Here is a 20,530-nt window from a genome sequence, read left to right as displayed (position 1 = left end):
GTCGGCGACATCGGGCGTTCTCCGGGTGGCCACCTCGGCGTCGTCGTCGGCCCGTAGGCAGTCACCATGCGTTCCACGACACCCCTTGGCCGTACCCGAAAGGCCGTCTCCCTGGTCGGCATCGCGGCACTGGCCGCGCTCGCGCCCCCGCCCGCGACGGCGGCCGCGCACCCGCACGGGCCCTCCGCGCCGCAGACCTGGAGGCGCCTCGCGACCGTCCCGGCATACCTGAACTCGGGCGTCGGCGACACCGCCGCCGCGGAGATCTCGACCGTCACCGACGACGGGCGCACCGTGGTCTACACCGACAGCCCGGGCGGCCGCCTCGGCTTCGTCGACATCGGCGACCCGGCCCGGCCGAGGCCGGCCGGCACCCTGGCGATGGGCGGCGAGCCCACCTCGGTCGCGCACCTCGGCGGCCTGCTGCTCGCCGCGGTGAACACCAGCGCGAGCTTCACCGAACCGTCCGGCAAGCTCGTCGTGATCGACGCACGGACCCGCGCGATCCGCCGGAGCCTCGACCTCGGCGGCCAGCCGGACTCCGTGGCCGTCGCGCCGAGCGGCCGCTACATCGCCGTCGCGATCGAGAACGAGCGCGACGAGGACGTCGCCGACGGCGCGATCCCGCAGGCGCCGGCCGGCTATCTCGCCGTGGTCGACACCCGCACCTGGACCGTCGGCCGGGTCGACCTGACGGGCCTGGCCGAGGTCGCGCCCGGTGACCCGGAGCCCGAGTACGTCAGCGTCAACTCCCGCGACGAAGCGATCGTCAGCCTCCAGGAGAACAACCACCTCGCGATCGTCTCCCTCGCCAAGCGCACGGTGATCCGGCACTTCGGCGCCGGCACGGTCACCGTGCCGGGCGTGGACACCGAGGACGACGACCGGATCTCGCTGACCGGCACGATCACCGCCAAGCGCGAGCCCGACGGCGTCGCCTGGCTCACCGACGACCTGTTCGCCACCGCCAACGAGGGCGACTACGAGGGCGGGTCGCGCGGCTGGACGATCTTCGACCGTCGCGGCCGGGTCGTCTGGGACGCCGGCAACTCGCTCGAGCACCTCGCCGTCGCGCACGGGCTCTACCCGGACAAGCGCTCCGACGCCAAGGGCATCGAGCCGGAGAACGTGGCGTTCGGCCGGTTCGACGGCGTCCCCTACGTCTTCGTGAACGCCGAGCGCGGCAACTTCACCGCCGTCTACGACGTATCCCGTCCGTGGGCGCCGAAGTTCCGGCAGCTCCTGCCCACCACGAACGGACCGGAGGGCGTCGTCGCCGTACCGTCGCGGAACCTGATCGTCGTCTCCAGCGAGGAGGAGAACCCGGACGCGGGCATCCGGGGGACCGTCCAGATCTACGGCCTCGGCCGTTCCGCCGGCGTCTTCCCGTCACTGGTCTCCCGCGACGACATCGCCTGGGGCACGCTGTCCGGGCTGTCCGCCGTGCCGGGCCGCCCCGACCGGCTGGTCGCGGTCACCGACAGCGCGTACAGCCCGACCCGGCTGCTCACCATCGACACCGCCGCGCGGCCCGCGGCCATCACCGCCGAGCTCACCCTGACCAGGAACGGCACCCCGGTCGGCTACGACGCCGAGGGCGTCGCCGCCCTCGCGTCCGGCGGTTACTGGCTGGCCGTCGAGGGTTCCGCCGGCAAACCCAACCTTCTGGTACGCACTGACGGGCGCGGCGCCGTCCAGCAGGAGATCCCGCTGCCGGCCGACGTGGCGTCCGCGGTGACCACCAACGGCCTCGAGGGCGTCGCGGTCTCGGGGTCCGACGTGTGGGTCGCGGTCCAGCGCCCGCTCAAGGGCGAGCAGAGCGTGCGCATCGGGCGCTACCGCGCCGGAACCTGGAGCTGGCTGGCGTACCCGCTGGACGCCGTGGAGACCGGCTGGACCGGGCTGTCCGAACTGGTCGCGGTCGACCGGGACACGTTCGCCGTCATCGAGCGGGACAATCAGCGCGGACCCGCCGCGGCGGTCAAGAGGATCTACCGCTTCGACGTGCCGAAGACCTGGACCGGCGTACCCGTGGTGAGCAAGCGGCTGGTCAGAGACCTCCTGCCGGCCTTGCAGGCGGACCGGGGCTGGGTGCAGGACAAGGTCGAGGGCCTCGCCGTCGCGGGCGACGGTCAGGCGTACACGGTGACCGACAACGACGCCGTCGACGACGCCACGGGGGAGACGGTCTTCCTCCGCCTCGGCCGCCTGTTCTGAACCGGTTCCATCATGGACGACGGCCGGCCACCGCGATGATGAAATAGACGGCGGACACGATGAACAGGACGACGGCCAGGCCGGCCGGGAAGACGGAGTACAGGACCAGGACGACCCATCCGGTCTCGTTGGGGTCCCTGCCGTTCGACAGGACGAACGGCAGGATCCACAACACCACCGTCACCAGGGCGCAGAGCGCGGCGGCGACGAGCGTACCCACGGCGAAACGCATGTTTGTCGGCATGGAACCGAGGGTTCTCGTCCGGACCCTCGATCGCCTGAGTCGGCGAGCCCAGGTGCCTCTGCGCCCGGGTGCTCGGACCGGGGCGCCGCGTCGTACCGGTGGGTGGCGATCCACTCCTCGACCTCGTCGACCGCCCAGACCTTGCCCTGCGCCAGGGTGGCGACGGGTCTCGGGAAGTCGGGTCGCCCGGCTATGTGGTAGACCCGCTGCCGGCTCACGCCGAGCAGATCCCGGATCTCGTGAGCGCCGACAAGGCGCGGAGGCTCACCGTCCATGCGTACGACTATAGTCGCGCGACTACCCGCGCGGGAAGGTGGCCGGGGCCGGACGGTGGCGCCCGTCGATGTTGCGGCGCCGCATCAGCGTCGCCCACCCAGCGTGGGGCACCACAGTGACACGCCGCTGCACACCGCACTCCGTACCCGGAGTTCTGGCGGTGCTACGTGCTCGACGAGACCGACGGGTTCGACCTCGAGGCGGCGGGTGAGCGGTTCGCCGAGGAGCTGGGCGAGCCGGACCTGGACTTCCGGTCGGCACGGACTGGTTCCTGCGCCTGAAGACTACGCCTGGCGCTGGGACGCCGAGGCCGGCTGGACCTTCGGCGGGGAGTACGGCTGCTACTCCAACCGCAACGACGGCCACGACTTCCCGTTCGACGGCAGCTGCTGGGCGTCGCCGACGAGCCGGCATCCGCGCGCTGACCGGCCCGCCGCGCCTGCCGGTCAGGGCGCGGCGCGCAGGTCAAGGCCGTCGCCGTCGGCGCGGGTCAGGGTCAGCCGGTCGCCGGTGATGCGGTAGGCCAGCTTGCCGTTGAGCAGGCCGAGGACCGTGCGTTCCAGCGCCTCCAGCTCGGGCGGGCAGGCCTTGCCCCGGCTGGTCAGGCGGGAGAAGGTGATCGAGCCGTCCCCGATGGACGCTGCGCCGTCGACGTCGGTGCAGCCCGTCGAGCCGGTCACGCGCCCGTCCCGGAAGGTCAGGTGTGCATCGGCGCCGGCCGGGACCGAGGCGGCCGCGTCCCCGTCGATCAGGGACTGCACCGACCAGCGCGGGCCGGTCAGCGGCCGGTCGGGCTCGGCGGACCGGATGTCGACAAGTCGGAGCCGGGTCGTTCCGGCGCTGAGCACCAGGGTGTCGCCGTCGAGCTGCCAGCGGGGCCGCTGCTGGAGGAAGTCCGTCAGCCAGGTGTCCTGATCCATCAGCTCCGCCGAGCAGGCCATCATGGTGCCGCCGACGTCGGAGACCACCAGCCGGTCACCGTCGACCGCGGCCCGGCCGCTGAGGTGGTTGCATCCGGCCTCGGCCGTCACGGTGCCCGGCTCGAACCCCAGCCGCAGGCGGGTGCCCTCGACGAGCCGCTTGGAACCCTCGTCCGGCGCGGAGACGAACGTCCGCCCCCAGATCTCCGCGGCGCCGGGAGGCGGCGCCGCCGCGCCACCCTGGCCGCATCCCGTGATCGACAAAACCGCCACCACCGTCAGGACGTGCCACCATCTGATAGTCATGCCGCCTGAGACGGCATTCATCCGCGCATCGTTCCCTCGATCTTGTTATTGGGAACGGGGGAGACCCCGGCCTGAACACCGGGGCCTCCGCCATTCGTATGTTCGGATCAAGCCGGGGACAGGCCCTCCGCGAAATCGAAGAGGCTCTTGACGTCATTGTCGAAGTACGGGCCGTCCATCTGACTGGCGTCGCCGTGGCGATGACTGACCACGCTGTTGGTGTATCCGAGACCGTTCTGATCGTTGTATTCCTGTAGCCAGGGTCCGCCGCTGGAGCCCTGCGTCATATTGCACCACGCCCGCACCTGCTGGCCGTGACCGTTCCACGTGGTGCCCTGGCAGAAGTACTGGAGGTCGCCGGGGAAACCGCCCGCGGCCGGGTAGCCCAGGATGGTCACGGCAACGGAGTAGCCCCAGTTCCACCGCAGGCCCATGCCGCCGACGGTGTCGACCACCTTGGCGCCGTAGATGCCGCCGTTGTTCATGATCGCGATGGCGATGTCCTCGTCGCCGCTGCTGCTGTTGATCCACGCCGTACGGGCGGTGAGGTTGCCGGCGACGAAGTTGCCGACCGGCGAGACGCCCTGCCGGAAGCCGGGCACGAAGATGAAGTTCGAGTACCAGCCGCCGCCCGCGCCGGCGTGCACGCAGTGGCCCGCGGTGATGACCAGGCGGCGCTTTCCGCTGTTCAGGGCGCTTGCCGAGCACTGACCCGTGCCGCCGGGAACCGACACGTACACCTTGCCGACGATCACGGACTGGTTCACCGCGGCCATGCCGCGCGAGGGCGGCGCGGGTGCGATGCTGCCGGGCTTGCCCTGCGGCGCGGGTGCGCTCGCCGGGCCCGAGTCGGGGACCTTCAGGTCCAGGTCCACCGCGGCCGCCATGCGTTCGGGCGTCCAGAAGGCCTCCACCTCGGCGATCGCCGCCGGGCTGGTCACCGCCTTGCCGTCGGCCGTCCGGGCGACCGTGCTGACGTTGCCGGACGCCGCAGCGGACGGCTGCGCCTGTGCCGCGACGCCGCCGGCCATTATCAGCGCGAGGCCGACTCCGGTCACGGTCACCGATCTGATGATTGATCTCATTCCGGTATTCCCTTTCCCCGAGTGACGTTCGATTCTTCGATCATATAGATCAACTTGGATGAAAGGTTTCTGGACGGCTATCGACAAAAAGACGTTCCCATTAACCGATTCAAGCGATGTCGATTCAGTCCGCTAAATGGATCTCGAAAATAACGGGCGCGGTATGGGTAATCCACCCAAATTGACATCATCAATCTTGAATGGTGGGACGGGCTGGATATCTGCTCGACCTGATTGAGCGAATGCCCGGGAAATGGATCTATGCGATGGTCGGAAATAGGGGATCGGGGCCGCGCCGGCCGGCACACCGCCGGCCGTGAACGATCGCGAGTGGTCGCCAGGCGGCCCCGTTACCTTTTTGATCGTCCCCAGCCGGGGACTGCTCGGTCGCCCGGCCCGGTATGACTGACTGCCCCTGTCGTACGCATGATCCGGGGGTGTTGTCGCCGGGCCGGGTGGCGTCGGCGGACCGCTGATAGGGACACGGCCACCCGCACCGTCGGGTAGGTCTCTTCGTAACGTGGCTGCCGGCAGTCGACGCCAGACTGGCGACCGAGATGCGGGCTGCTGTCGCGGGGAGGCGATGCGGTGCACGGCGACTACCAGGTGTTCCTCGGGCTCGATGTCGGCAAGGACGGCCACCACGCCGTCGCCCTGACCCGTGACGGCGAGCGGCTGCACGACGCGCCGCTGGTCAACACCGAGGCCAAGCTGCGGCAGGTGTACGACAGCTCGCCCGCCACGGTCCGGTGTTGGTGGTGGTCGTCCAGCCCGCCGTCGCTCGGGCCTGTGGACTGCAGCAGCGTGACCAGGTGGCGGGCGAGGTCGAGGGGATGCTTGATGCACACCCTCTTGCCGAGGTCCTGACCTCATTTCCCGGCGTCGGCGTCAGGACCGCAGCGAGGATCCTGCTCGAAGTCGGTGATGGCACCGCCTTCGCCACGCCCGGGCATCTGGCCGCCTACGCCGGTCTGGCCCCGGTGACCCGCCGATCCGGCACCAGCATCCGCGGTGAGCACCCGCCCCGCGGCGGGAACAAGCAGCTCAAACGCGCGTTCTTCCTGGCCGCGTTCGCCTCCCTGGCTGACCCGGTCGGCCGCGCCTACTACGACCGCAAACGCGCCCAAGGCAAACGCCACAACGCCGCCCTCATCTGCCTCGCCCGCCGCCGCGTCGATGTTCTGTTCGCCATGCTCCGCGACAGGGTCCCCTACCAGCCGCGACCTATCACCCTCCTCTCGGAGGCGTAGCCGCTATCTCGACCACTACGGCAGTGAGGTCGTCGACCGCACTGGTGGTGTGCTCCTCACCGGCCCGCCACATCACCATCTGACCGGCGCTGACGCTCTCCCAATCACCGTCGCCGGACTGCACCACTCCACGGCCTTCCGTGACCATCAGGAGCTGATCCACCGGCGCGCAGTGGCGGCCGACCTCACCGCCAGCCGCCACGCGCAGCACAGTGACTGCGACTGCCTCACCGCGAAACAACGCCAGAGCGGTCACGCCCACACTGCCGTGGGCATCCACGGGCCGCCCTGCCGGACCAACGAACGACAAGATCTCCACGCCGGAACAGTAGATCGCACATCATCGCGCCTCTACGCCCGTCGACTTGACGGCACCAAGGGACACCCCCCGGGTGCGGTCGGGCAGGGGCGGGCCGGGTGGGTGCCGGCGGCCTAGATTTGTGGGATGGGCAGGATCGCGCTTGTCACCGGCGCCAACCAGGGCCTGGGTTTCGCGCTGGTCGAGGGACTCGCGCGGGAGCTCGGACCCGACGACGTCGTGTATCTCACCGGCCGCGACGACCGCCGCGTCGCGGCCGCGCGGGACCGGGTCTCCGGTGCCCGCGCCGACGTGCGCACCCACCTGCTCGACGTCCGTGACGGCGCCGCGGTCACCGCGTTCGCCGAGCGGCTCCGCGCCGAGCACGGCGGCGTCGACATCGTCCTGTCCAACCACTACCTGCGCACGGTGCCCGAGGACGTGCCCGCCGACGTCATCGGCGCCTACGTCGACGCCAACAACCTCGGTACGACGCGGATGCTGCGGGCGTTCCTGCCGCTGCTGCGGCCGCGCGGGCGCTTCGTCGTGGTGGCCAGCTCCCTTGGCCGGCTGCGCGAGCTGCCGGTGGCGTTGCACGCCCGCTTCGAGCAGGCGGCGACGCTCGACGACATCGACGCGATCACGGTGGCCTGGCGCGACGCGGTGATCGATGGGCGCGCGCGTGACGAGGGCTGGCCGGAGTTCATCAACATCGCGTCCAAGGTGGCCCAGGTCGCCGCGGTGCGTGTCGTCGCGCGCGGGCGGCGCGCGGACGACCTCGCGAAGGACCGGCTGGTGGTCGCGGCCTGCCCCGGCATGATCGACACCGCGTCGTCGCGGCCGTGGTTCGACATGACCGGCGCGCAGTCCGCGCCGGAGGCGGCAGTCGCGCTGCTTCGCCTGGTCCTCGATCCGGAAACCGACCCGGCTCGCTACGGCGAGCTGGTCCGCTTCGGCAAGGTGCTGCGGTGGCCCTGACGCCGATGGGCGTCGGCTGGCGCCGTCACGGATCCGGAACCGACCCGGCTCGCTACGGCGAGCTGGTCCGCTTCGGCAAGGTGCTGCGGTGGCCCTGACGCCGATGGGCGCCGGCTGGCGCCGTCACGGATCCGGAACCGACCCGGCCCGCTAGGGGTGCTGCGGTGGCCCTGATATCGATGGCTCTGGGTAGCGCCGTCAGGGATCCGGAACCGACCCGCTAAGGCGAGCTGGTCGGCAGGTGGCCCTGACGATGATGGGCGCCGGGTGGTGCCGTCAGGCGGTGAGGATCTCGAGGCCGTCGGCGACGGCCCGTCCGTGTTCGGTGTCCAGCAGCGGAAGCTCGGCCTTGACGAGGTAGCCGGCCTCGGCCATCGACCCGCAGATCAGCAGCGACCTGTAAAGGGCCGCGGCTACCGCCGGCGCGGCCTCGTCGGGCAGGTCGTCGCGGTGCGCCACGACGGTCGTGGCGCATTTGCGCAGTGTCTCCGCCGCCTGGAGGCTGTAGCAGGCATTGAGGACGATGCCGTGCAGCCGCGCCCGGCCCGGCCGGCCCTGGTAGGCGAGCAGTACCGCCGCCAGGTCCGCGGCGTGGATGGCCTGCGGCGGGCGGCCCGGCCCGGCGCCGGCGGCCGCGTCGTGGAAGGTGAGCAGGTCCCCGTTGCCGTGGCAGGCCAGGTGCAGCACGTCGTGCCCGATCTCGAGGAGCCGGCGCACGTCGGTGAACGTGGCGAACGGCCGGTAGTCCACGTTCAGGCGCGAACCGGCCGCGTCGAGGATCGCGCGGTACTCCACCTCGGGTTGCAGGCGGCCGAGCGGCGCGCCGAGCGCGTCGGCGAGCGGGCTCGCGCTGAGCAGGAGCACGCTCCGGGGCGGGCCGGACGCGGACGGGGCCGCCGCGACACGGTTCCAGAGATCGAAGACGCGGGTGTTGCCGGGCAGCAGGCGCATGACGCGCCGCAGGAGCTTGCGGTATCCCTCCGCCAGGATGCCGGCGTCGAGCTGGATCAGGACCATGTCCCACCAGTCCTCGGCCGTGGTCGAGGCCGGCCAGCCGGGGATGGCGCCGATGGGGAAGCCGAGGTCCCGGAGCAGCCGGACCGCGGGGCCCGCGGCGGGGAACGCGTCCGCGATCAGCCCGCGCAGCTCGGCGCGGTCGTCGGGGCTCAGCACGACGTCGGCGTGCGGACGGTCACCGCTCATTCGAGCCACAGTAGCCAGTCTCCGCCGGCGCGGTTCCCCCGGACCGCTCGCCGATCGCAATTCACAATAGTCACATGATCACAAGTCGCAATAATGGCAGGATGAATGAGTAGTTCGGCCGCTGCGCGGCCCTGTCGATGCGCCGATAATGACGATCCATGGATGACGTCGACGAATTCGACGCGGCCATGGCTGCTGCCATGGATCCGCAACGAGATACCCCGGGCGTCACCAACGTGGAACGCGTCGTCCAGGCGACGTCGTGGTGGCATCCGCACCGGTGCACGACGTGCGGGCACACCTTTCGGCGCGGCGACCGGGTGCGCTTCGACACCGGGAGCGGCCAGGTGTGGCACCTGGACCCGGAGCTGAGCTGCTACCGCGAGGCCGGCACCGGCGCTACCGAGCGGCGCCTCGGCGACGCCGATCTCGAGGAGCTGGCGCGCTTCCTGGACGGCATCGACGCCAACTGGCGCGTCGCCGGCGGCGTGCCGGTGGTGCCCGCCGACACCGACCCGCAGCTCGTCGCCGCGCCGATCGGCGGGCTACCGCGCAAGGAGTGCCTCGGCTGCGCGCACAGCTTCCGCCCCGGCGAGCTGGTCGTGATCTGCCCGTGCAGCCCCGGGCAGCCGGAGTGCCACTACGCGGTGCACCGTGATCCGGGGCTCGGCCTGGTCTGCTGGGAGAGCTGGCGGCCCAGCGGCATGGTGGCGATCTGCCCGGTGACCCTGCGCCGGCTGGCGGGCGGCCAGTGAGCTCAGGCGAGGGCCGGCACGCGCGGCAGTTGCTCATACCCGACTGGGACCAGTCCCGGATCTCCGCCGCCACGATCGTGCTGGCCGGGATGGGTGCGCTGGGCAACGAGGTCGCCAAGAACCTCGCGCTGCTCGGCGTCGGGCGGCTGGTCGTCTGCGACCGGGACACGGTCGCGACGTCGAACCTGAGCCGGTCGGTGCTGTTCGCGCCGGACGACGTCGGCGCGCCGAAGGCCGTGGCGGCGGCCCGGGCACTGGGCCGGCTCGCGCCGTCGACCGCGGTGTCGGCGCGGGTGGGAGAGCTGAGCAATGCCGTCGGCGTCGGCGAGCTCGCCGACGCCGACGCCGTGCTGGGCTGCCTCGACTCGCGCCACGCGCGGCTCAGCCTGCTCGGCCGCTGCGCCCGGGCCGGCGCACCGCTGATCGACGGCGGCACCCACCCGTGGGGCGGCGAGGTGCGGGTGCGGCTCTCGCCGGACGAGGCCTGCTACTGCTGTTCGCTGACACCCGGACAGCGCGCCGAGGCCGACGCGCCGCTGAGCTGTGATCCGGCCGGCGCGCCGCAGCCGGCCTCGATCATCAGCACCGCGCTCGTCGCCGGCTGGATGACGACGGCGGCCACGCAGCTGCTCCTCGGCCGGCCCGTCGGCTGGCGTTTCCTGCAGATCGAGGCGCTGAGCGGCCGGACCGCGCCGATCACGGTCCGCCGCGACGACGGGTGCCGATTCCATCAGCGACCCGATTCAGTTGATCAATTGGAATTGGGTGGCTCCGCCACCGTTCGGGAATTGCTTGACACACTTCCGGAGGACAGTGAACCCCTCGTATGGACGATGTTTCCCGTTCCGGGTATCTGCTACCACTGTGGCCACGAGTCCGTACCGGCTAACATTCGCGGCGGCAGCCTCGTCAGTTGTCCAAACTGTCGGGAAATCGTCCACCTCGACCTGACTCAGCGGCTTCGAGAAGCGCCCCCGGACGCGACGCTCTCCGAATTGGGCGTCGCACCCGAAGAGATCATTCCGGTCCGGTCGTCCTCTGGAGGGTATCGGTGGCTACGGATAGCCGCGTAAGTACATCAGCGCCCGAGCCCGAGCCCGAGCGCCCACCCGCCGATATCGTCCTCACGCCGGAGGACCGCGCCGACCTTCTCGAGCTGTTCGGCACGGTGTTCCACACCCGGGGCGACGCACGCCGGCTGCTACAGGCGATCGGATTCCCGATCGGCTCGCTGCCCGGGTGGAGCGACGCGGTGGCCGCGCTGGACTGGTGGGACGAGATCTTCACCCTCCTCGACGCCGGGCTGGTGCCGGAGGGCTACCGGCGCCTGCTCACCCGGGCGGTGCGCCAGTACCGGGGCAACACGCGGCTGTTCGACCTCTACCGCGGCTACGTCGCCGACGGCCCGGCCTCAACCGCTCCGGGCGTCTCGAACCCGTCGTGCGTGGTCTTCGTCCGCGCCTCCTCCGATGAGGAGCGGCAGGCGGCGTTCGCGCAGCTCCGGGCGCTCGATCTCGACCCGCAGGAGTGGGTGACCACCGACCTGGTTGCCGCGTACACGGTCGCCTCGACCGACCAGGCGACGGTGAGCGCCCAGATGGGACGGACGCAGCTGCCGTGGACCGTCGCGTCGCCGAACGGCGCGAGCTACCTCATACACACCCTCATCGTCGAGGGCCCGGACGGCAGCCGGTTCCGGCTGCGCGACACCCCGGCCGCGGTGCGGCTACAGACCATCGCCAGCGAGGTCGTCGCCGAGCAGTACGCCGGCAAGGATCCACAGGCGACGGCCCGGCCGACCGTGATCAATCGAGTGCTCGCCGGCGGCGAGCAGGAGCGGGCCAACCCGGAGCAGAACCTCGACGAGGCCGGCTTCTCCGACGGCGCGCAGGTCCGGATCGCGTTCGAGGGCCGAGCCGGGCACGTCGCGCCCGGCGACCGGGAGGAGGCGCTGGGCCGGGCCCGGCGCCAGATCGTCGGCTACGCCCGGAGCCGGCAGATCGAGGTGCGGGCCAACTCCGACCTGCTGCCCACCCGGTTCGACCTCAGCTTCACCCAGCCCAGCTTCGGCCCGCCCGAGCGCCCCGAGGGCCCGCCCACCCGGATCGACCGGCACCGGGTGCGCATCCTGCTGGTCACGGGCTTCCCGGCGACGGCGCCGGATGTGTACTGGCTCACCCCGTACTTCCATCCGAACGTCTTCCCGACCTACGACTGCGTCCTGACCGAGGAGCCCGGCGCGCCGCGGGGCAAGGTCTGCCTCGGACAGGTCGCCGAGTCCTGGTACCCGGCGAAGGACCTCGGCGAGCTGTGCCGGGTCATCGCCGACATAGCCGCGTACCGGAACTACGACGTCTTCGGCCTGGACCTGCCGCCGGACGACAACACGGTGCCACGGATCAACTTCTACGACCCGGAGGCGGCCAGGTGGGCGGTGTTACACCAGGAGGAGATCAGGGCTATCGGCGGCTCGCCGGTCGTGCCCGTGCAACGCGAGGTGCCGACGGTGTTCCGAACTCATCTGCGACGCATCGGCTGAGGCGCGGATGAGCCTGGGAATCGACCTCTATCGCAGTGACGACTACGTGCGTGCCGGCCGGATCGACCTGCTGGCGCTGCTCATGCCCCTCTTCGAGCGCGTGCTCGGCGAATCGCTGCGGGACACCTTGTTCACGCTCAAGTTCCACCCGATCAGCGACCTGCGGGAGCTGTACGGCGAGCCCAGCCTGCTGAACCTGCGGTCGAGCCACGGCTACGTCACCGTGCAGATCACCCGGGGCGGCCGGGTGATCTACCAGCACCCGCACGCGGTGCGGGAGATCATCGGAAGGCCGCTCCAGCGGATCCTCTCCGAGCAGGTGCCGGACGAGCGCCAGTGGGGCTTCGGGGTGTCCGGACCGGGCCTGGAGGCGATCACACTGGAGCGTCCGGCGCCGCGGCAGGTCGGCGCGGTCGACGTCGCCGTGCGCCAGGCCGGGCCGCGGGTCCTGCACATGGAGGAGATGCCCGACCCCGAGCCACCGCTCGCCGACGTTGCCGAGCTGGGCGTGGCGGAGCCGGCGACGTCCGACGACGTGATGACGGTCGTGGTCGCCCGGCCGGTGCAGGAGCTGCTGCTGAAGGACATGCCGTTGTCCGACGAGGTCGAGGAGGGCGGCTTCCTGCTCGGCCGGGTGCTGCGCGACCGTGCGCGCGGCGGTCACCTGGTGCACGTGACGGCGGCGCAGCCCGCGGAGCGCACCGGCGCCTCGCTGCTCAACTTCACCTTCACCGGCGAGAGCTTCCTGCGGATCAACCAGACGATCGGCGAGGCCAGCGGGGCGTACCGGCTGGTCGGCTGGTACCACACGCACCTGTTCCCGGCCACCGACGGCGTCGGGCTCTCGTCGATCGACGTCGACCTGCACACCACCACCTTCCGCCGGCCGTGGCATCTAGCGGCGCTGCTCAACATCGACGACACCGGCGAGCGGCTGCTGCGGACCTACCGCTGGGACGGCGAGGAGATGCGGCTCGCCCGGCACCGGATCGGGGCGCCGTGGAAGCCCTGACGACGGCCCGCGAGGTGCTGCGCTGGTCGATGCGGCCCGCGGGGCCGCCGCCGGCCGGGCGGCTGACCCGGATCGGCGGCCTGGCCCGTCCCGACGCGGCCACCGCCGACACGCTGCGCTGGGCGACGGCCACCACCGCCGCCCGGATCGGTGCGGGCCGGCCGCCGCTTGGCGACCCGGGCGCACCCGGCCCGGCCGCGGTCCTGCTGGCCGCGGCCATCGGCGGCCGGCGGCAGTGGGAGCAGAGCGCGAAGGTGCTGAGCCTGGTTCCCCGCCTGCGGCTCACCCGGCGCGACGCCGGCTGGGCCGAGGGCGTGGCGCGCCACGCCGTCGTCGGCCCGGCGGTGTCCGCGGAGCCGCCCGCCGGGGGCGCACCGGCGGAGTTCGTCGAGGCGCTGCTGGCGGCGTCGCCGCTGACGACGGTGCTGCACCGGCCGCCGGACGCCGACCGCGCGACCGCGGGTGGCGTACTGAGCCGGCTCCTCCGCCGCCCCCGGGGCATCGCGGTCCTGGTCGCCGCGTGCGCCGCGCCGTCGGCCGATCCGCTCGTGCTGGAGTGGCGCTGGACGGTGCTCGACCGGCTGCGCCAGGAGCGGGTGGCGGACATGCTCGACGTCTACATTGCCGCGCGGCTGTGGCACGGCCCGGCCTGGGACGCACACATCGAGGAGGCCCGCCGCGGCCTCACCGGGCTGCCGAGCCCCCGCACCGTCGCGACGCTCCGCTTCTGGCTGCCGCTGGCCATCCTCGACGAACAGGAGCAGCGCGAGTCCGGCCTCGCCTACCGCGTCGAGCGGGGCGGCGCCGTCCTCGCGGCGCCCGGCACCTCGATCAAGGGCCGGATCCTGCTGGATCACGCCGAGTACGGACCGGTGCTGGAGCTGGTCAACCGGCATCGGGCCAGCCTCCAGAACGGAGGCGCCTGATGGCACCGCGAACCACCGTGCGGGTGGTGCCGCTCGGTGACCGCCAGGCGTTCGCCGACCGCATCGCGGAGGCCGAACACGACGGTCGCACCACGCTCGGCGATCTGCTGCGCGAGGGGCCCGCGCTCGCGTTGCAGCCGCTCGACGGGCTGGCCGGCACGCCCGTCGTCAGCCTCAGCGTCGAGATCGTCGATCCCGGCCCGGACCAGCCGCTCTACCGGCCGCCGGGGATGGTCGTCGACGGCACGGCCGCCGCCGCGCCGCCCGCCGATCCCGGCCCGCCGGCGGAGCAGCGGCCGATGGAGGGTGCGCGGCCGGCGGCCGGGCATCCGGAGGTCATCGACGAGGCCACCACGGTCCGCATCGCCTACGACGAGCAGATCAGGCAGACCGCGGAGTACCTCGCCGCCGACCTGTCGGTGCTGGTCCGGTGCGAGAAGCTGCTCGTCGAGCACCTCGCCCTGGAGATGGCCGGGCGCTCGGGACACCACGTCAAGGTGATCCCCGCCGAGTCGGCCGGCGGGAAGCCGTCCGGCGTGCTGGCCGGCGGCGGGGCCGGGCGCCGGCAGCAGATCCTCACCGAGCTCCAGGTCGCGGTGCGGCACTGCGGCAAGCGCGACGTCATCGTCGTCGCGCACCTCGACCTGCTCGCCGGCGGCAGCGACGCGGCCCTCGGCGCCGAGGCCCGCGAGCTCATCGACGTCCTGTACGAGCGCAGCAAGGTGGTGCTGCTCGCCTTCGTCGACCCGTCCCTTGTCATACCGGAGGTCCTGGCCAACCGCTTCGCGGTGCGGGTCGACATCGACATCCTGCCGAGGGAGGTCCTCGCCGAGTCCGGTGAGCCGATCCCGATCGGGACGGCGCTCGTCACCCGGGACGAGGCGGAGCGGTTCGAGGGCTTCCAGCCCGTGCAGTTCTACAAGCACATCGCCGGCCTCAACGCGGTCCGGCTCCGGCACGCGATGATCTACGCCAGCCACGTGCACCCGCGCGGCGTCTTCCAGGATCTGCTCGACGAGCTGCGCAAGTTCAAGGCCAGGACCACCGCCAGCTCGTTCGAGGTGCCCAACGTCACGCTCGACGACATCGGCGGCTACGGCGACGTGCGCAAGGAGCTGCTCCGGGCGCTGGCGCTGCTCAACGAGCCGGAGCGGATACCGAAGAAGTTCCGCTCGGAGCTGCTGCCCAAGGGGTTCATCTTCTACGGGCCGCCGGGCACCGGAAAGACGCTCTTCGCCAAGGCCGTCGCGACCGCCATGAACGCCACGATCCTCGTCGTGTCCGGCCCCGAGGTGACCGACATGTACGTCGGCGAGAGCGAGCGGAAGGTGCGCGAGATCTTCGCCGAGGCCCGGCGCAACGCGCCGTCCATCATCGTCTTCGACGAGATCGACTCGATCGCCTCCCGCCGCTCCGGGCGCGAGGACGGCGGATCCCGCGCCGGCAACGCGATCGTCGCGCAGCTGCTCACCGAGATGGACGGCTTCCGCCCCGAGGTGCAGGTGCTCATCATCGGTACCACCAACCGGCTCGACATCATCGACGAGGCGCTGCTGCGCCCGAGCCGGTTCCGGGCCGTCGCCATCGGGCTGCCCGACCGCGACGCCCGGCGCGAGATCGCCGCGGTGCACGCCCGCCACTTCCAGGTGACCGTGCGCGACGCGGTGCTCGACCGGATGGCGCTCGTCACCAGGGACATGAACGGCGACGAGATCCGGTCGATCTTCCGGGACGCGCGGGTCGACCAGCTGCTGACCAGCCCCGACGGCGACGTCGGGCCGGACCGGCTCGGCACGGTCGTCGGCCGGCTGCGGCAGGGCAGGCATCAGCGGGACCTGAACCGGGAACAGGGAGCCTCCGACCACCCCGAGGCGGACCCGCCCGCCACCGAGACCGACGACGACGTGGTGCTTTAGCACCTGAGCCCGAGCATCGACTGGAGAAGCAACCCGTGATCACCGAGCTCGACCCGGCGGTGCGCAGGCTCGCCCTGAACTTCGGCCGTCAGCTGCGACGCATCAAGGACGACTTCGTCGAGCGCGACACCGCGGTCGACGTCATCGCGCTCGCCGCGCTCTGCCGCGAGCACGTCCTGCTGATCGGGCCGCCCGGCAGCGCGAAGACCGGCGTGCTGGAGCGCTTCAGCCTCATGCTGCACGCCCGGTACTTCCGATATCTGCTTACCAAGTTCACCGAGCCGGACGAGCTCTTCGGCACCATCGACGTGCCGAGCTTCCACGCCGGACACCTGAAGCTGAAGACCGAGGGCATGCTGCCGCAGGCGCAGATCGCCTTCCTCGACGAGGTGTTCAACGGCAGCAGCGCCATCCTCAACACGCTGCTCACGCTGATCAACGAACGCACCTTCCAGAACGGGGCGCAGCGCGAGCGGGCCGACCTCATCACGCTGCTCGGCGCCTCGAACGACATACCGGACGACCCGATGCTGCGGGCGTTCTGCGACCGGTTCCTGTTCCGCTACTCCGTCCACTACGTCTCCGACGAGGCCGTCGGTGACGTGCTGCGGCTCGGCTGGAGCCGCGAACTGGCCGCGCTCGAACCGGCCGAGCCGGCTCCGGACCTCGCCGACTTCCCGCTCGGCGACCTGTCGGAGCTGCAACGGGCGGTGGGCGGCATCGACCTCACGCCGGTGCATCACACGCTGATCTCGATCCTTCGCGCCTTCCGCGACGAGGACGTGAGCTTCTCCGACCGCCGGGCGGTCAAGGCGCAGAAGGCGATAGCCGCCATGGCGCTGCTGGACGCCCGGGGGCGCGCCGAGCCGCAGGATCTCTCAGTGCTCGCACACCTCTGGGCCGATCCGGGCGACAGGCTGACGATCCGCCAGGTGATCAAGGCGCACGACGTGCCCGAGCCGGCCCGCGACGGCGCGGTGATGGACCTCGGTGAGCTGGAGAACATGGTCCGCAAGACCGGGCTGGATCTGCCGCAGGTGGAGTCGGCCGAGGAGGTCCGGGAGATCCAGCGGCGGCTGGGCCGGTGGCTGGCCGACGTGCGCGACTTCCATCCGGAGCGGGAGGACCTGCTGGAGATGCTCGGCCGCCTCCAGGCGGAGGCGCTCGACCGGCTGGAACGGTCCCTAGCGGGCTGAACGACCGCCCGAGACAGGAGGAAAGCCGATGTGCAATCCACGGCGGGTGGAGGTCACCGCCACCCGGCAGCTCGACGAGGCCTGGGAACACGAGATCCGCCGGCTGTCGCTGGTCTCCGCCACGGCGGTGGGTGAGGCGACGGTCCGCGAGGCGCTCGACGACAGCATCGGCGAGCCGACGCTCGAGGCGCTGGTCGGCGTGCTCGAACGCACCGAGGGCTGGGAGCGCGACGGCGACGCCTTCCGGTACGCCCTGCCGGACGGCCACGTCACCTATCACGTCGAGGACCAGGAGCTGGAGATCGTCGTCCGGCTGTCGGCCGAGGTGGAGGCCGAGGCGGAGGCGGTGGCGACCGCGGGCGGGCGGATCTCCGAGACGCTCACGGTCACCGGGCAGGGCACCTACTACGACGACGGATGGGGCGACATCACCGAGGACGACGCGGCGCGCGCGGCGCAGGCCGACGCGCAGCGGCTGCTCGACGGCGGGCGCCGCGAACGCCTTCAGGCCGAGGCCGCCGCCGCCGAGCGGGAGCACGACCGGGCGCTCACGGCCGAGGCCGGTGAGCGGGCGAGGGCGCTGCTGGACGAGCGGCTGCGGCAGCGGTCCGAACGACTGCGCACGGAGGCGCTGCGCCGCCTGTCGGCGGCCGGGATCCTCGCCCGGACGACCTTCTACCAGGCGCTGGCGCAGGCACTGCGGGACACCCTTGTGGCGTACGCGCGGGCGAACAACGCCGAGGGGCTGACGCTGAGCGAGAGCGACGGCGTGCTGAACATCCAATTCGAACTGCGCGTCTGAGGCCTGAGGGGTGGGGACCATGCGGGTGCGGATCACTTTCCGGTACCGGGTGGAGACCGGCGAGGTCGAGGTCTTCCAGGTCGACGACGTGCCCGAGGGCCCGAAGTCGGCCGATCACGATGCCCGGCACGAGCGGGCGGCGCGCGGCCTCGCCCGGCTGGTCGACCCGCATGCCCGGATCGTCGAGGAGCTGCCGGCCGACGTCGAGCCGGCCGCGACGCCGGAGCCGCCCGCCGTCGAGGAGGCCACCACCAGCCGGCAGCCGCCGCTGCGTGAGGGTGGATCGCGGTGACCCTCTGGGAGAAGGCCGGTGACTGCTATCAACAGAACGGTGCGCTCGGCGACGCCGCCCGTTGTTACGCCCGGGCCGGACGCTTCCGGCTGGCCGCCGAGCTGTACGTCCAGGCGGGCGACGTGCACGCGGCCGCACCGATGTACGAGCAGGCCGGCGACCCGAGCCAGGCCGCCTGGCTGCTGGTGCACACCGCCGGCGACGTGACCGCCGCCCGCGCCTGCCTCGCCCGCGGCGGTACGCCGGAACCCACCGACACCGGATCCGGCCCGGCCTGGTCCGCGGCCTCGCTGGTGCACCGCCTGGCCGAGGCCCGCTGCGACCTCGAGGAGCGGATCCGCGAGCCGGCCACCCTGCGCCTGCTCGCCGACGTCCAGGAGGCGCTGGCCGGCGGTCACCCGGTCAACGACATCCGGATTCCGGACTGGTCGACGATCATCGCCGTCCGGCTGCGCCGGCTCGACCAGGCGGCGCTGGTGCACGCCGCGGCGGTGCGCGGGCGCCGGTCGGGCGCCCGGCAGCGCTGGATCACCTGGTCCGCCGCCGAGTTCGGCGTCCCGGTCGTGCTGCCGCCGGATCCCGTCGCCGCGCCGGCCCGCGCCGCGGAGCGTCCGGCGTGACCGGCCGGCGCCGCGACCAGCACCAGACCCGGCCGGTGGTGCCCGAGCGCCGCGCCGCGCTCGCCATCGAACGGGTCGACGACCCGGAGCCCGGTGCGGCGGGCCCGGTCGCTCCCGTGGAACCCTTCGCCCCGGCGTACCGGATCGCGGCGGCGCCGTTCGCGTCCTGGGCCGAGCTCGCCGCCGGATTTCCCGACGCCGGCGCCGCGCTCGCGTGCGCCGGCCACCTCATCGGCGTCTACGGCGGCGACTGCCTGCGCGCCCACACCCGGGCCGGCGAGTGGTGGCTCACGATGTCCGTCGAGCCCGACCACGGTCGGTCGGCGGTATACGCCGCCGGTGGTGTCCTCTACGCCCTCGTCGACGGGCGTTTCACCCGCGACCGCGGGTTCGGCCGGCTGCCCGCGACCGTCGGCCGCGACACGGTCGAGCCGGATTCGCTCGCCGATCTTCCGCTCCTGGAGCTCCTGCGGGAGGCGGGCCTGCGCCCGATCCGCGGCGTGCCCAGGACGGCGGCGACGCTCCTGCTGCCGGGCCGGGTGGCGGCCGGCGCCATGCGGCGGGCCCTCGACGTCGGCCTGGAGGTGAGCTTCCAGCCGGTGCGGCTCGCGCCGCTCTTCGGGGACGCCGGCGTACCCACCGACGGCCACCCCGTCGCCCGCGTCGATCTCACCGCGCCGGACGGGGTGATCTCGCCGACGCTGCTGGACGCGTTCGGCCGGCTTCCGTTGACCCTGGTCGCCCGGCAGGGCGGCCCGGACCGCAACGTCCTCCTACAGCACCGCCGGGCCTCGCCGATGCCGGACGCGCACCTGGCGCTGCTCGTCGAGGAGGGCGGGAGCTGGGTGCTGGCGGACGCCGCGTTCGGCTGCTGGCGCCTCATGGAGCTGGCCGGCCCGCAGGACGCCGCGGACCTGGTGATGGCCGGTCCCGGATACCGGCTCCGCGACTCGGGGTCGCCGGCCGCCGCGGGCGAGGCGCCCGCCCCGCCCGTCGTGCGCGTGGTCGCCGACCGGGCCGCCAACCGGCGCAGCGACGCGATGCTGCTGACCGACGCGGAGCTGGGCGGGCTGGCCGCGCTGCTGGAGGGCCACCCGGTCGCCGACCTCGCGGAGATCGTCTACGGGGACACCTGGCACCTCGTGATGGCGCCGGGCGGTCTGCTCGAGACCTTCCCCGTCGGTCAGCCGCTGACCTGTATCGGGCCGGGCCTGCTCTACATCGGCCGGGGCCGGCGGCTCAGCCCGGAGCTGCCCCCGGCGGCGCGCCGGCGGATCTTCGCAACGGATCCGGAGCACGCGATCGTGCTGCTCGGGGACCGCGGTCTGCGGTTCCGGCTCGGCGAGCGGCGCCCGGTCTGGTCGCTGTGGGCCGTGTCGGGCCCGCCGATGGAGACCCAGCTGCCCGGCGACACCGTTGCGGCCCTCGCGGCCCTGGATCCGCAGCCACCGGTCCGGCGCCTGCCGGCCGGCCCCTGGCGGCGCCTCGCCCGCGACGCCGGGCACGACACCCCGGACGAGCTCCTTCGCCAGGCGCTCGTGGCCGAGGCCGCGGGCGACCTGGTCGCGGCCGCCGAGCTGCACCGGCGCCGCGGCGACCCGTACCGCGCCGGCACGCTCTACGAGCGCGCCGCCGAACAGGGCCTGTGACACCTCCACCCCAACCGCTCATCGATTGCTGAGGAACCAGATGGAA

General features: G+C 72.3%; 19 protein-coding genes and 1 pseudogene. 14 read left to right on the top strand and 6 right to left on the bottom strand.

What is annotated here, in order from left to right:
- Positions 1-66: 66 nt before the first annotated feature.
- Complete coding sequence (locus BJ971_RS31570; protein WP_184996793.1) at positions 67-2,217, top strand: esterase-like activity of phytase family protein; 2,151 nt, start codon at positions 67-69, stop codon at positions 2,215-2,217.
- Between the two features lie 10 nt (positions 2,218-2,227).
- On the opposite strand, the gene BJ971_RS31565 is transcribed toward BJ971_RS31570, so the two are convergent.
- The 4 genes from BJ971_RS31565 to BJ971_RS31555 form a co-directional block, all read right to left on the bottom strand.
- A complete protein-coding gene (locus BJ971_RS31565) occupies positions 2,228-2,461 on the bottom strand; it encodes a hypothetical protein (RefSeq protein WP_184996792.1) in 234 nt (77 codons plus the stop codon).
- Positions 2,398-2,736: a helix-turn-helix transcriptional regulator gene (locus BJ971_RS42760; RefSeq protein WP_498368182.1), complete on the bottom strand. Its 339-nt coding sequence runs from the start codon at positions 2,734-2,736 to the stop codon at positions 2,398-2,400. The genes BJ971_RS31565 and BJ971_RS42760 overlap by 64 nt, the downstream gene beginning before the upstream one ends.
- Positions 2,737-3,183: 447 nt before the next feature.
- Positions 3,184-3,963, bottom strand: coding sequence for an META domain-containing protein (locus BJ971_RS31560; protein WP_184996791.1), 780 nt, complete (start codon positions 3,961-3,963; stop codon positions 3,184-3,186).
- A 107-nt stretch (positions 3,964-4,070) separates the two neighbouring features.
- Positions 4,071-5,048, bottom strand: coding sequence for a hypothetical protein (locus tag BJ971_RS31555; RefSeq protein WP_184996790.1), 978 nt, complete (start codon positions 5,046-5,048; stop codon positions 4,071-4,073).
- A 797-nt stretch (positions 5,049-5,845) separates the two neighbouring features.
- Here BJ971_RS31555 and BJ971_RS31550 point away from each other — a divergent pair.
- Positions 5,846-6,298 (top strand): annotated as a pseudogene (locus BJ971_RS31550) (transposase); the annotation flags it as partial.
- Here the strand turns inward: BJ971_RS31550 and BJ971_RS31545 are convergent.
- A complete protein-coding gene (locus BJ971_RS31545; RefSeq protein WP_184996789.1) occupies positions 6,276-6,617 on the bottom strand; it encodes a cupin domain-containing protein in 342 nt (113 codons plus the stop codon). The pseudogene BJ971_RS31550 and the gene BJ971_RS31545 sit on opposite strands and share 23 nt — an antisense overlap.
- 126 nt (positions 6,618-6,743) lie before the next feature.
- Here BJ971_RS31545 and BJ971_RS31540 point away from each other — a divergent pair, with 126 nt between their 5' ends.
- Positions 6,744-7,574, top strand: coding sequence for an SDR family NAD(P)-dependent oxidoreductase (locus BJ971_RS31540; protein ID WP_184996788.1), 831 nt, complete (start codon positions 6,744-6,746; stop codon positions 7,572-7,574).
- Between the two features lie 276 nt (positions 7,575-7,850).
- Here the strand turns inward: BJ971_RS31540 and BJ971_RS31535 are convergent, their stop codons facing one another.
- Positions 7,851-8,777, bottom strand: coding sequence for an effector-associated domain EAD1-containing protein (locus BJ971_RS31535; RefSeq protein ID WP_184996787.1), 927 nt, complete (start codon positions 8,775-8,777; stop codon positions 7,851-7,853).
- A gap of 158 nt (positions 8,778-8,935) precedes the next feature.
- On the opposite strand from BJ971_RS31535, the gene BJ971_RS31530 reads away from it, so the two are divergent.
- From BJ971_RS31530 to BJ971_RS31480, 11 genes are read left to right on the top strand one after another with little or no spacing between them, the layout of a single operon-like run.
- Positions 8,936-9,532, top strand: a complete 597-nt coding sequence (locus tag BJ971_RS31530) for a hypothetical protein (protein WP_184996786.1) — start codon at positions 8,936-8,938, stop codon at positions 9,530-9,532.
- The gene (locus BJ971_RS42365; protein WP_203709244.1) at positions 9,529-10,605 is read left to right on the top strand and encodes a HesA/MoeB/ThiF family protein; all 1,077 of its coding nucleotides are present in this window, start codon (positions 9,529-9,531) and stop codon (positions 10,603-10,605) included. Before BJ971_RS31530 ends, BJ971_RS42365 begins: the two co-directional genes overlap by 4 nt.
- Positions 10,584-12,071 (top strand): effector-associated domain EAD1-containing protein, encoded by a 1,488-nt coding sequence (locus BJ971_RS31520; RefSeq protein WP_184996785.1) that lies wholly within the window; start codon positions 10,584-10,586, stop codon positions 12,069-12,071. Before BJ971_RS42365 ends, BJ971_RS31520 begins: the two co-directional genes overlap by 22 nt.
- Before the next feature lie 7 nt (positions 12,072-12,078).
- Entirely contained in the window at positions 12,079-13,083 is a 1,005-nt protein-coding gene (locus tag BJ971_RS31515) for a JAB N-terminal domain-containing protein (protein ID WP_184996784.1), read from the top strand.
- Complete coding sequence (locus BJ971_RS31510; RefSeq protein ID WP_184996783.1) at positions 13,071-14,009, top strand: hypothetical protein; 939 nt, start codon at positions 13,071-13,073, stop codon at positions 14,007-14,009. The genes BJ971_RS31515 and BJ971_RS31510 overlap by 13 nt, the downstream gene beginning before the upstream one ends.
- Positions 14,009-15,925, top strand: coding sequence for an ATP-binding protein (locus BJ971_RS31505; RefSeq protein WP_184996782.1), 1,917 nt, complete (start codon positions 14,009-14,011; stop codon positions 15,923-15,925). The genes BJ971_RS31510 and BJ971_RS31505 overlap by 1 nt, the downstream gene beginning before the upstream one ends.
- A 35-nt stretch (positions 15,926-15,960) precedes the next feature.
- Positions 15,961-17,121: an AAA family ATPase gene (locus tag BJ971_RS31500; protein ID WP_184996781.1), complete on the top strand. Its 1,161-nt coding sequence runs from the start codon at positions 15,961-15,963 to the stop codon at positions 17,119-17,121.
- A 28-nt stretch (positions 17,122-17,149) separates the two neighbouring features.
- Positions 17,150-17,923, top strand: a complete 774-nt coding sequence (locus BJ971_RS31495) for a molecular chaperone DnaJ (RefSeq protein ID WP_184996780.1) — start codon at positions 17,150-17,152, stop codon at positions 17,921-17,923.
- A gap of 19 nt (positions 17,924-17,942) precedes the next feature.
- Complete coding sequence (locus BJ971_RS31490; RefSeq protein ID WP_184996779.1) at positions 17,943-18,215, top strand: hypothetical protein; 273 nt, start codon at positions 17,943-17,945, stop codon at positions 18,213-18,215.
- Positions 18,212-18,835 carry a soluble NSF attachment family protein gene (locus BJ971_RS42360; RefSeq protein WP_184996778.1) on the top strand — a complete coding sequence of 208 codons (624 nt, stop codon included), beginning with the start codon at positions 18,212-18,214 and terminating at the stop codon, positions 18,833-18,835. Before BJ971_RS31490 ends, BJ971_RS42360 begins: the two co-directional genes overlap by 4 nt.
- The gene (locus tag BJ971_RS31480) at positions 18,832-20,484 is read left to right on the top strand and encodes a DUF8588 domain-containing protein (RefSeq protein ID WP_184996777.1); all 1,653 of its coding nucleotides are present in this window, start codon (positions 18,832-18,834) and stop codon (positions 20,482-20,484) included. Before BJ971_RS42360 ends, BJ971_RS31480 begins: the two co-directional genes overlap by 4 nt.
- Positions 20,485-20,530: the final 46 nt, after the last annotated feature.

The sequence above is a fragment of the Amorphoplanes digitatis genome, assembly GCF_014205335.1.
GTDB classification, from domain to species: domain Bacteria; phylum Actinomycetota; class Actinomycetes; order Mycobacteriales; family Micromonosporaceae; genus Actinoplanes; species Actinoplanes digitatus.
Note: the sequence above shows the minus strand (reverse complement) of the source record. Positions and strands in the feature narration are given on the sequence as shown.

Excerpts from the sequence above, each read along its gene's own strand:
- BJ971_RS31570 (WP_184996793.1), top strand. The coding sequence starts at position 67 with ATGCGTTCCACGACACCCCTTGGCCGTACCCGAAAGGCCGTCTCCCTG.
- BJ971_RS31565 (WP_184996792.1), bottom strand. The coding sequence starts at position 2,461 with ATGCCGACAAACATGCGTTTCGCCGTGGGTACGCTCGTCGCCGCCGCG.
- BJ971_RS42760 (WP_498368182.1), bottom strand. The coding sequence starts at position 2,736 with ATGGACGGTGAGCCTCCGCGCCTTGTCGGCGCTCACGAGATCCGGGAT.
- BJ971_RS31560 (WP_184996791.1), bottom strand. The coding sequence starts at position 3,963 with ATGACTATCAGATGGTGGCACGTCCTGACGGTGGTGGCGGTTTTGTCG.
- BJ971_RS31555 (WP_184996790.1), bottom strand. The coding sequence starts at position 5,048 with ATGAGATCAATCATCAGATCGGTGACCGTGACCGGAGTCGGCCTCGCG.
- BJ971_RS31540 (WP_184996788.1), top strand. The coding sequence starts at position 6,744 with ATGGGCAGGATCGCGCTTGTCACCGGCGCCAACCAGGGCCTGGGTTTC.
- BJ971_RS31535 (WP_184996787.1), bottom strand. The coding sequence starts at position 8,777 with ATGAGCGGTGACCGTCCGCACGCCGACGTCGTGCTGAGCCCCGACGAC.
- BJ971_RS31530 (WP_184996786.1), top strand. The coding sequence starts at position 8,936 with ATGGATGACGTCGACGAATTCGACGCGGCCATGGCTGCTGCCATGGAT.
- BJ971_RS31515 (WP_184996784.1), top strand. The coding sequence starts at position 12,079 with ATGAGCCTGGGAATCGACCTCTATCGCAGTGACGACTACGTGCGTGCC.
- BJ971_RS31505 (WP_184996782.1), top strand. The coding sequence starts at position 14,009 with ATGGCACCGCGAACCACCGTGCGGGTGGTGCCGCTCGGTGACCGCCAG.
- BJ971_RS31495 (WP_184996780.1), top strand. The coding sequence starts at position 17,150 with ATGTGCAATCCACGGCGGGTGGAGGTCACCGCCACCCGGCAGCTCGAC.
- BJ971_RS31490 (WP_184996779.1), top strand. The coding sequence starts at position 17,943 with ATGCGGGTGCGGATCACTTTCCGGTACCGGGTGGAGACCGGCGAGGTC.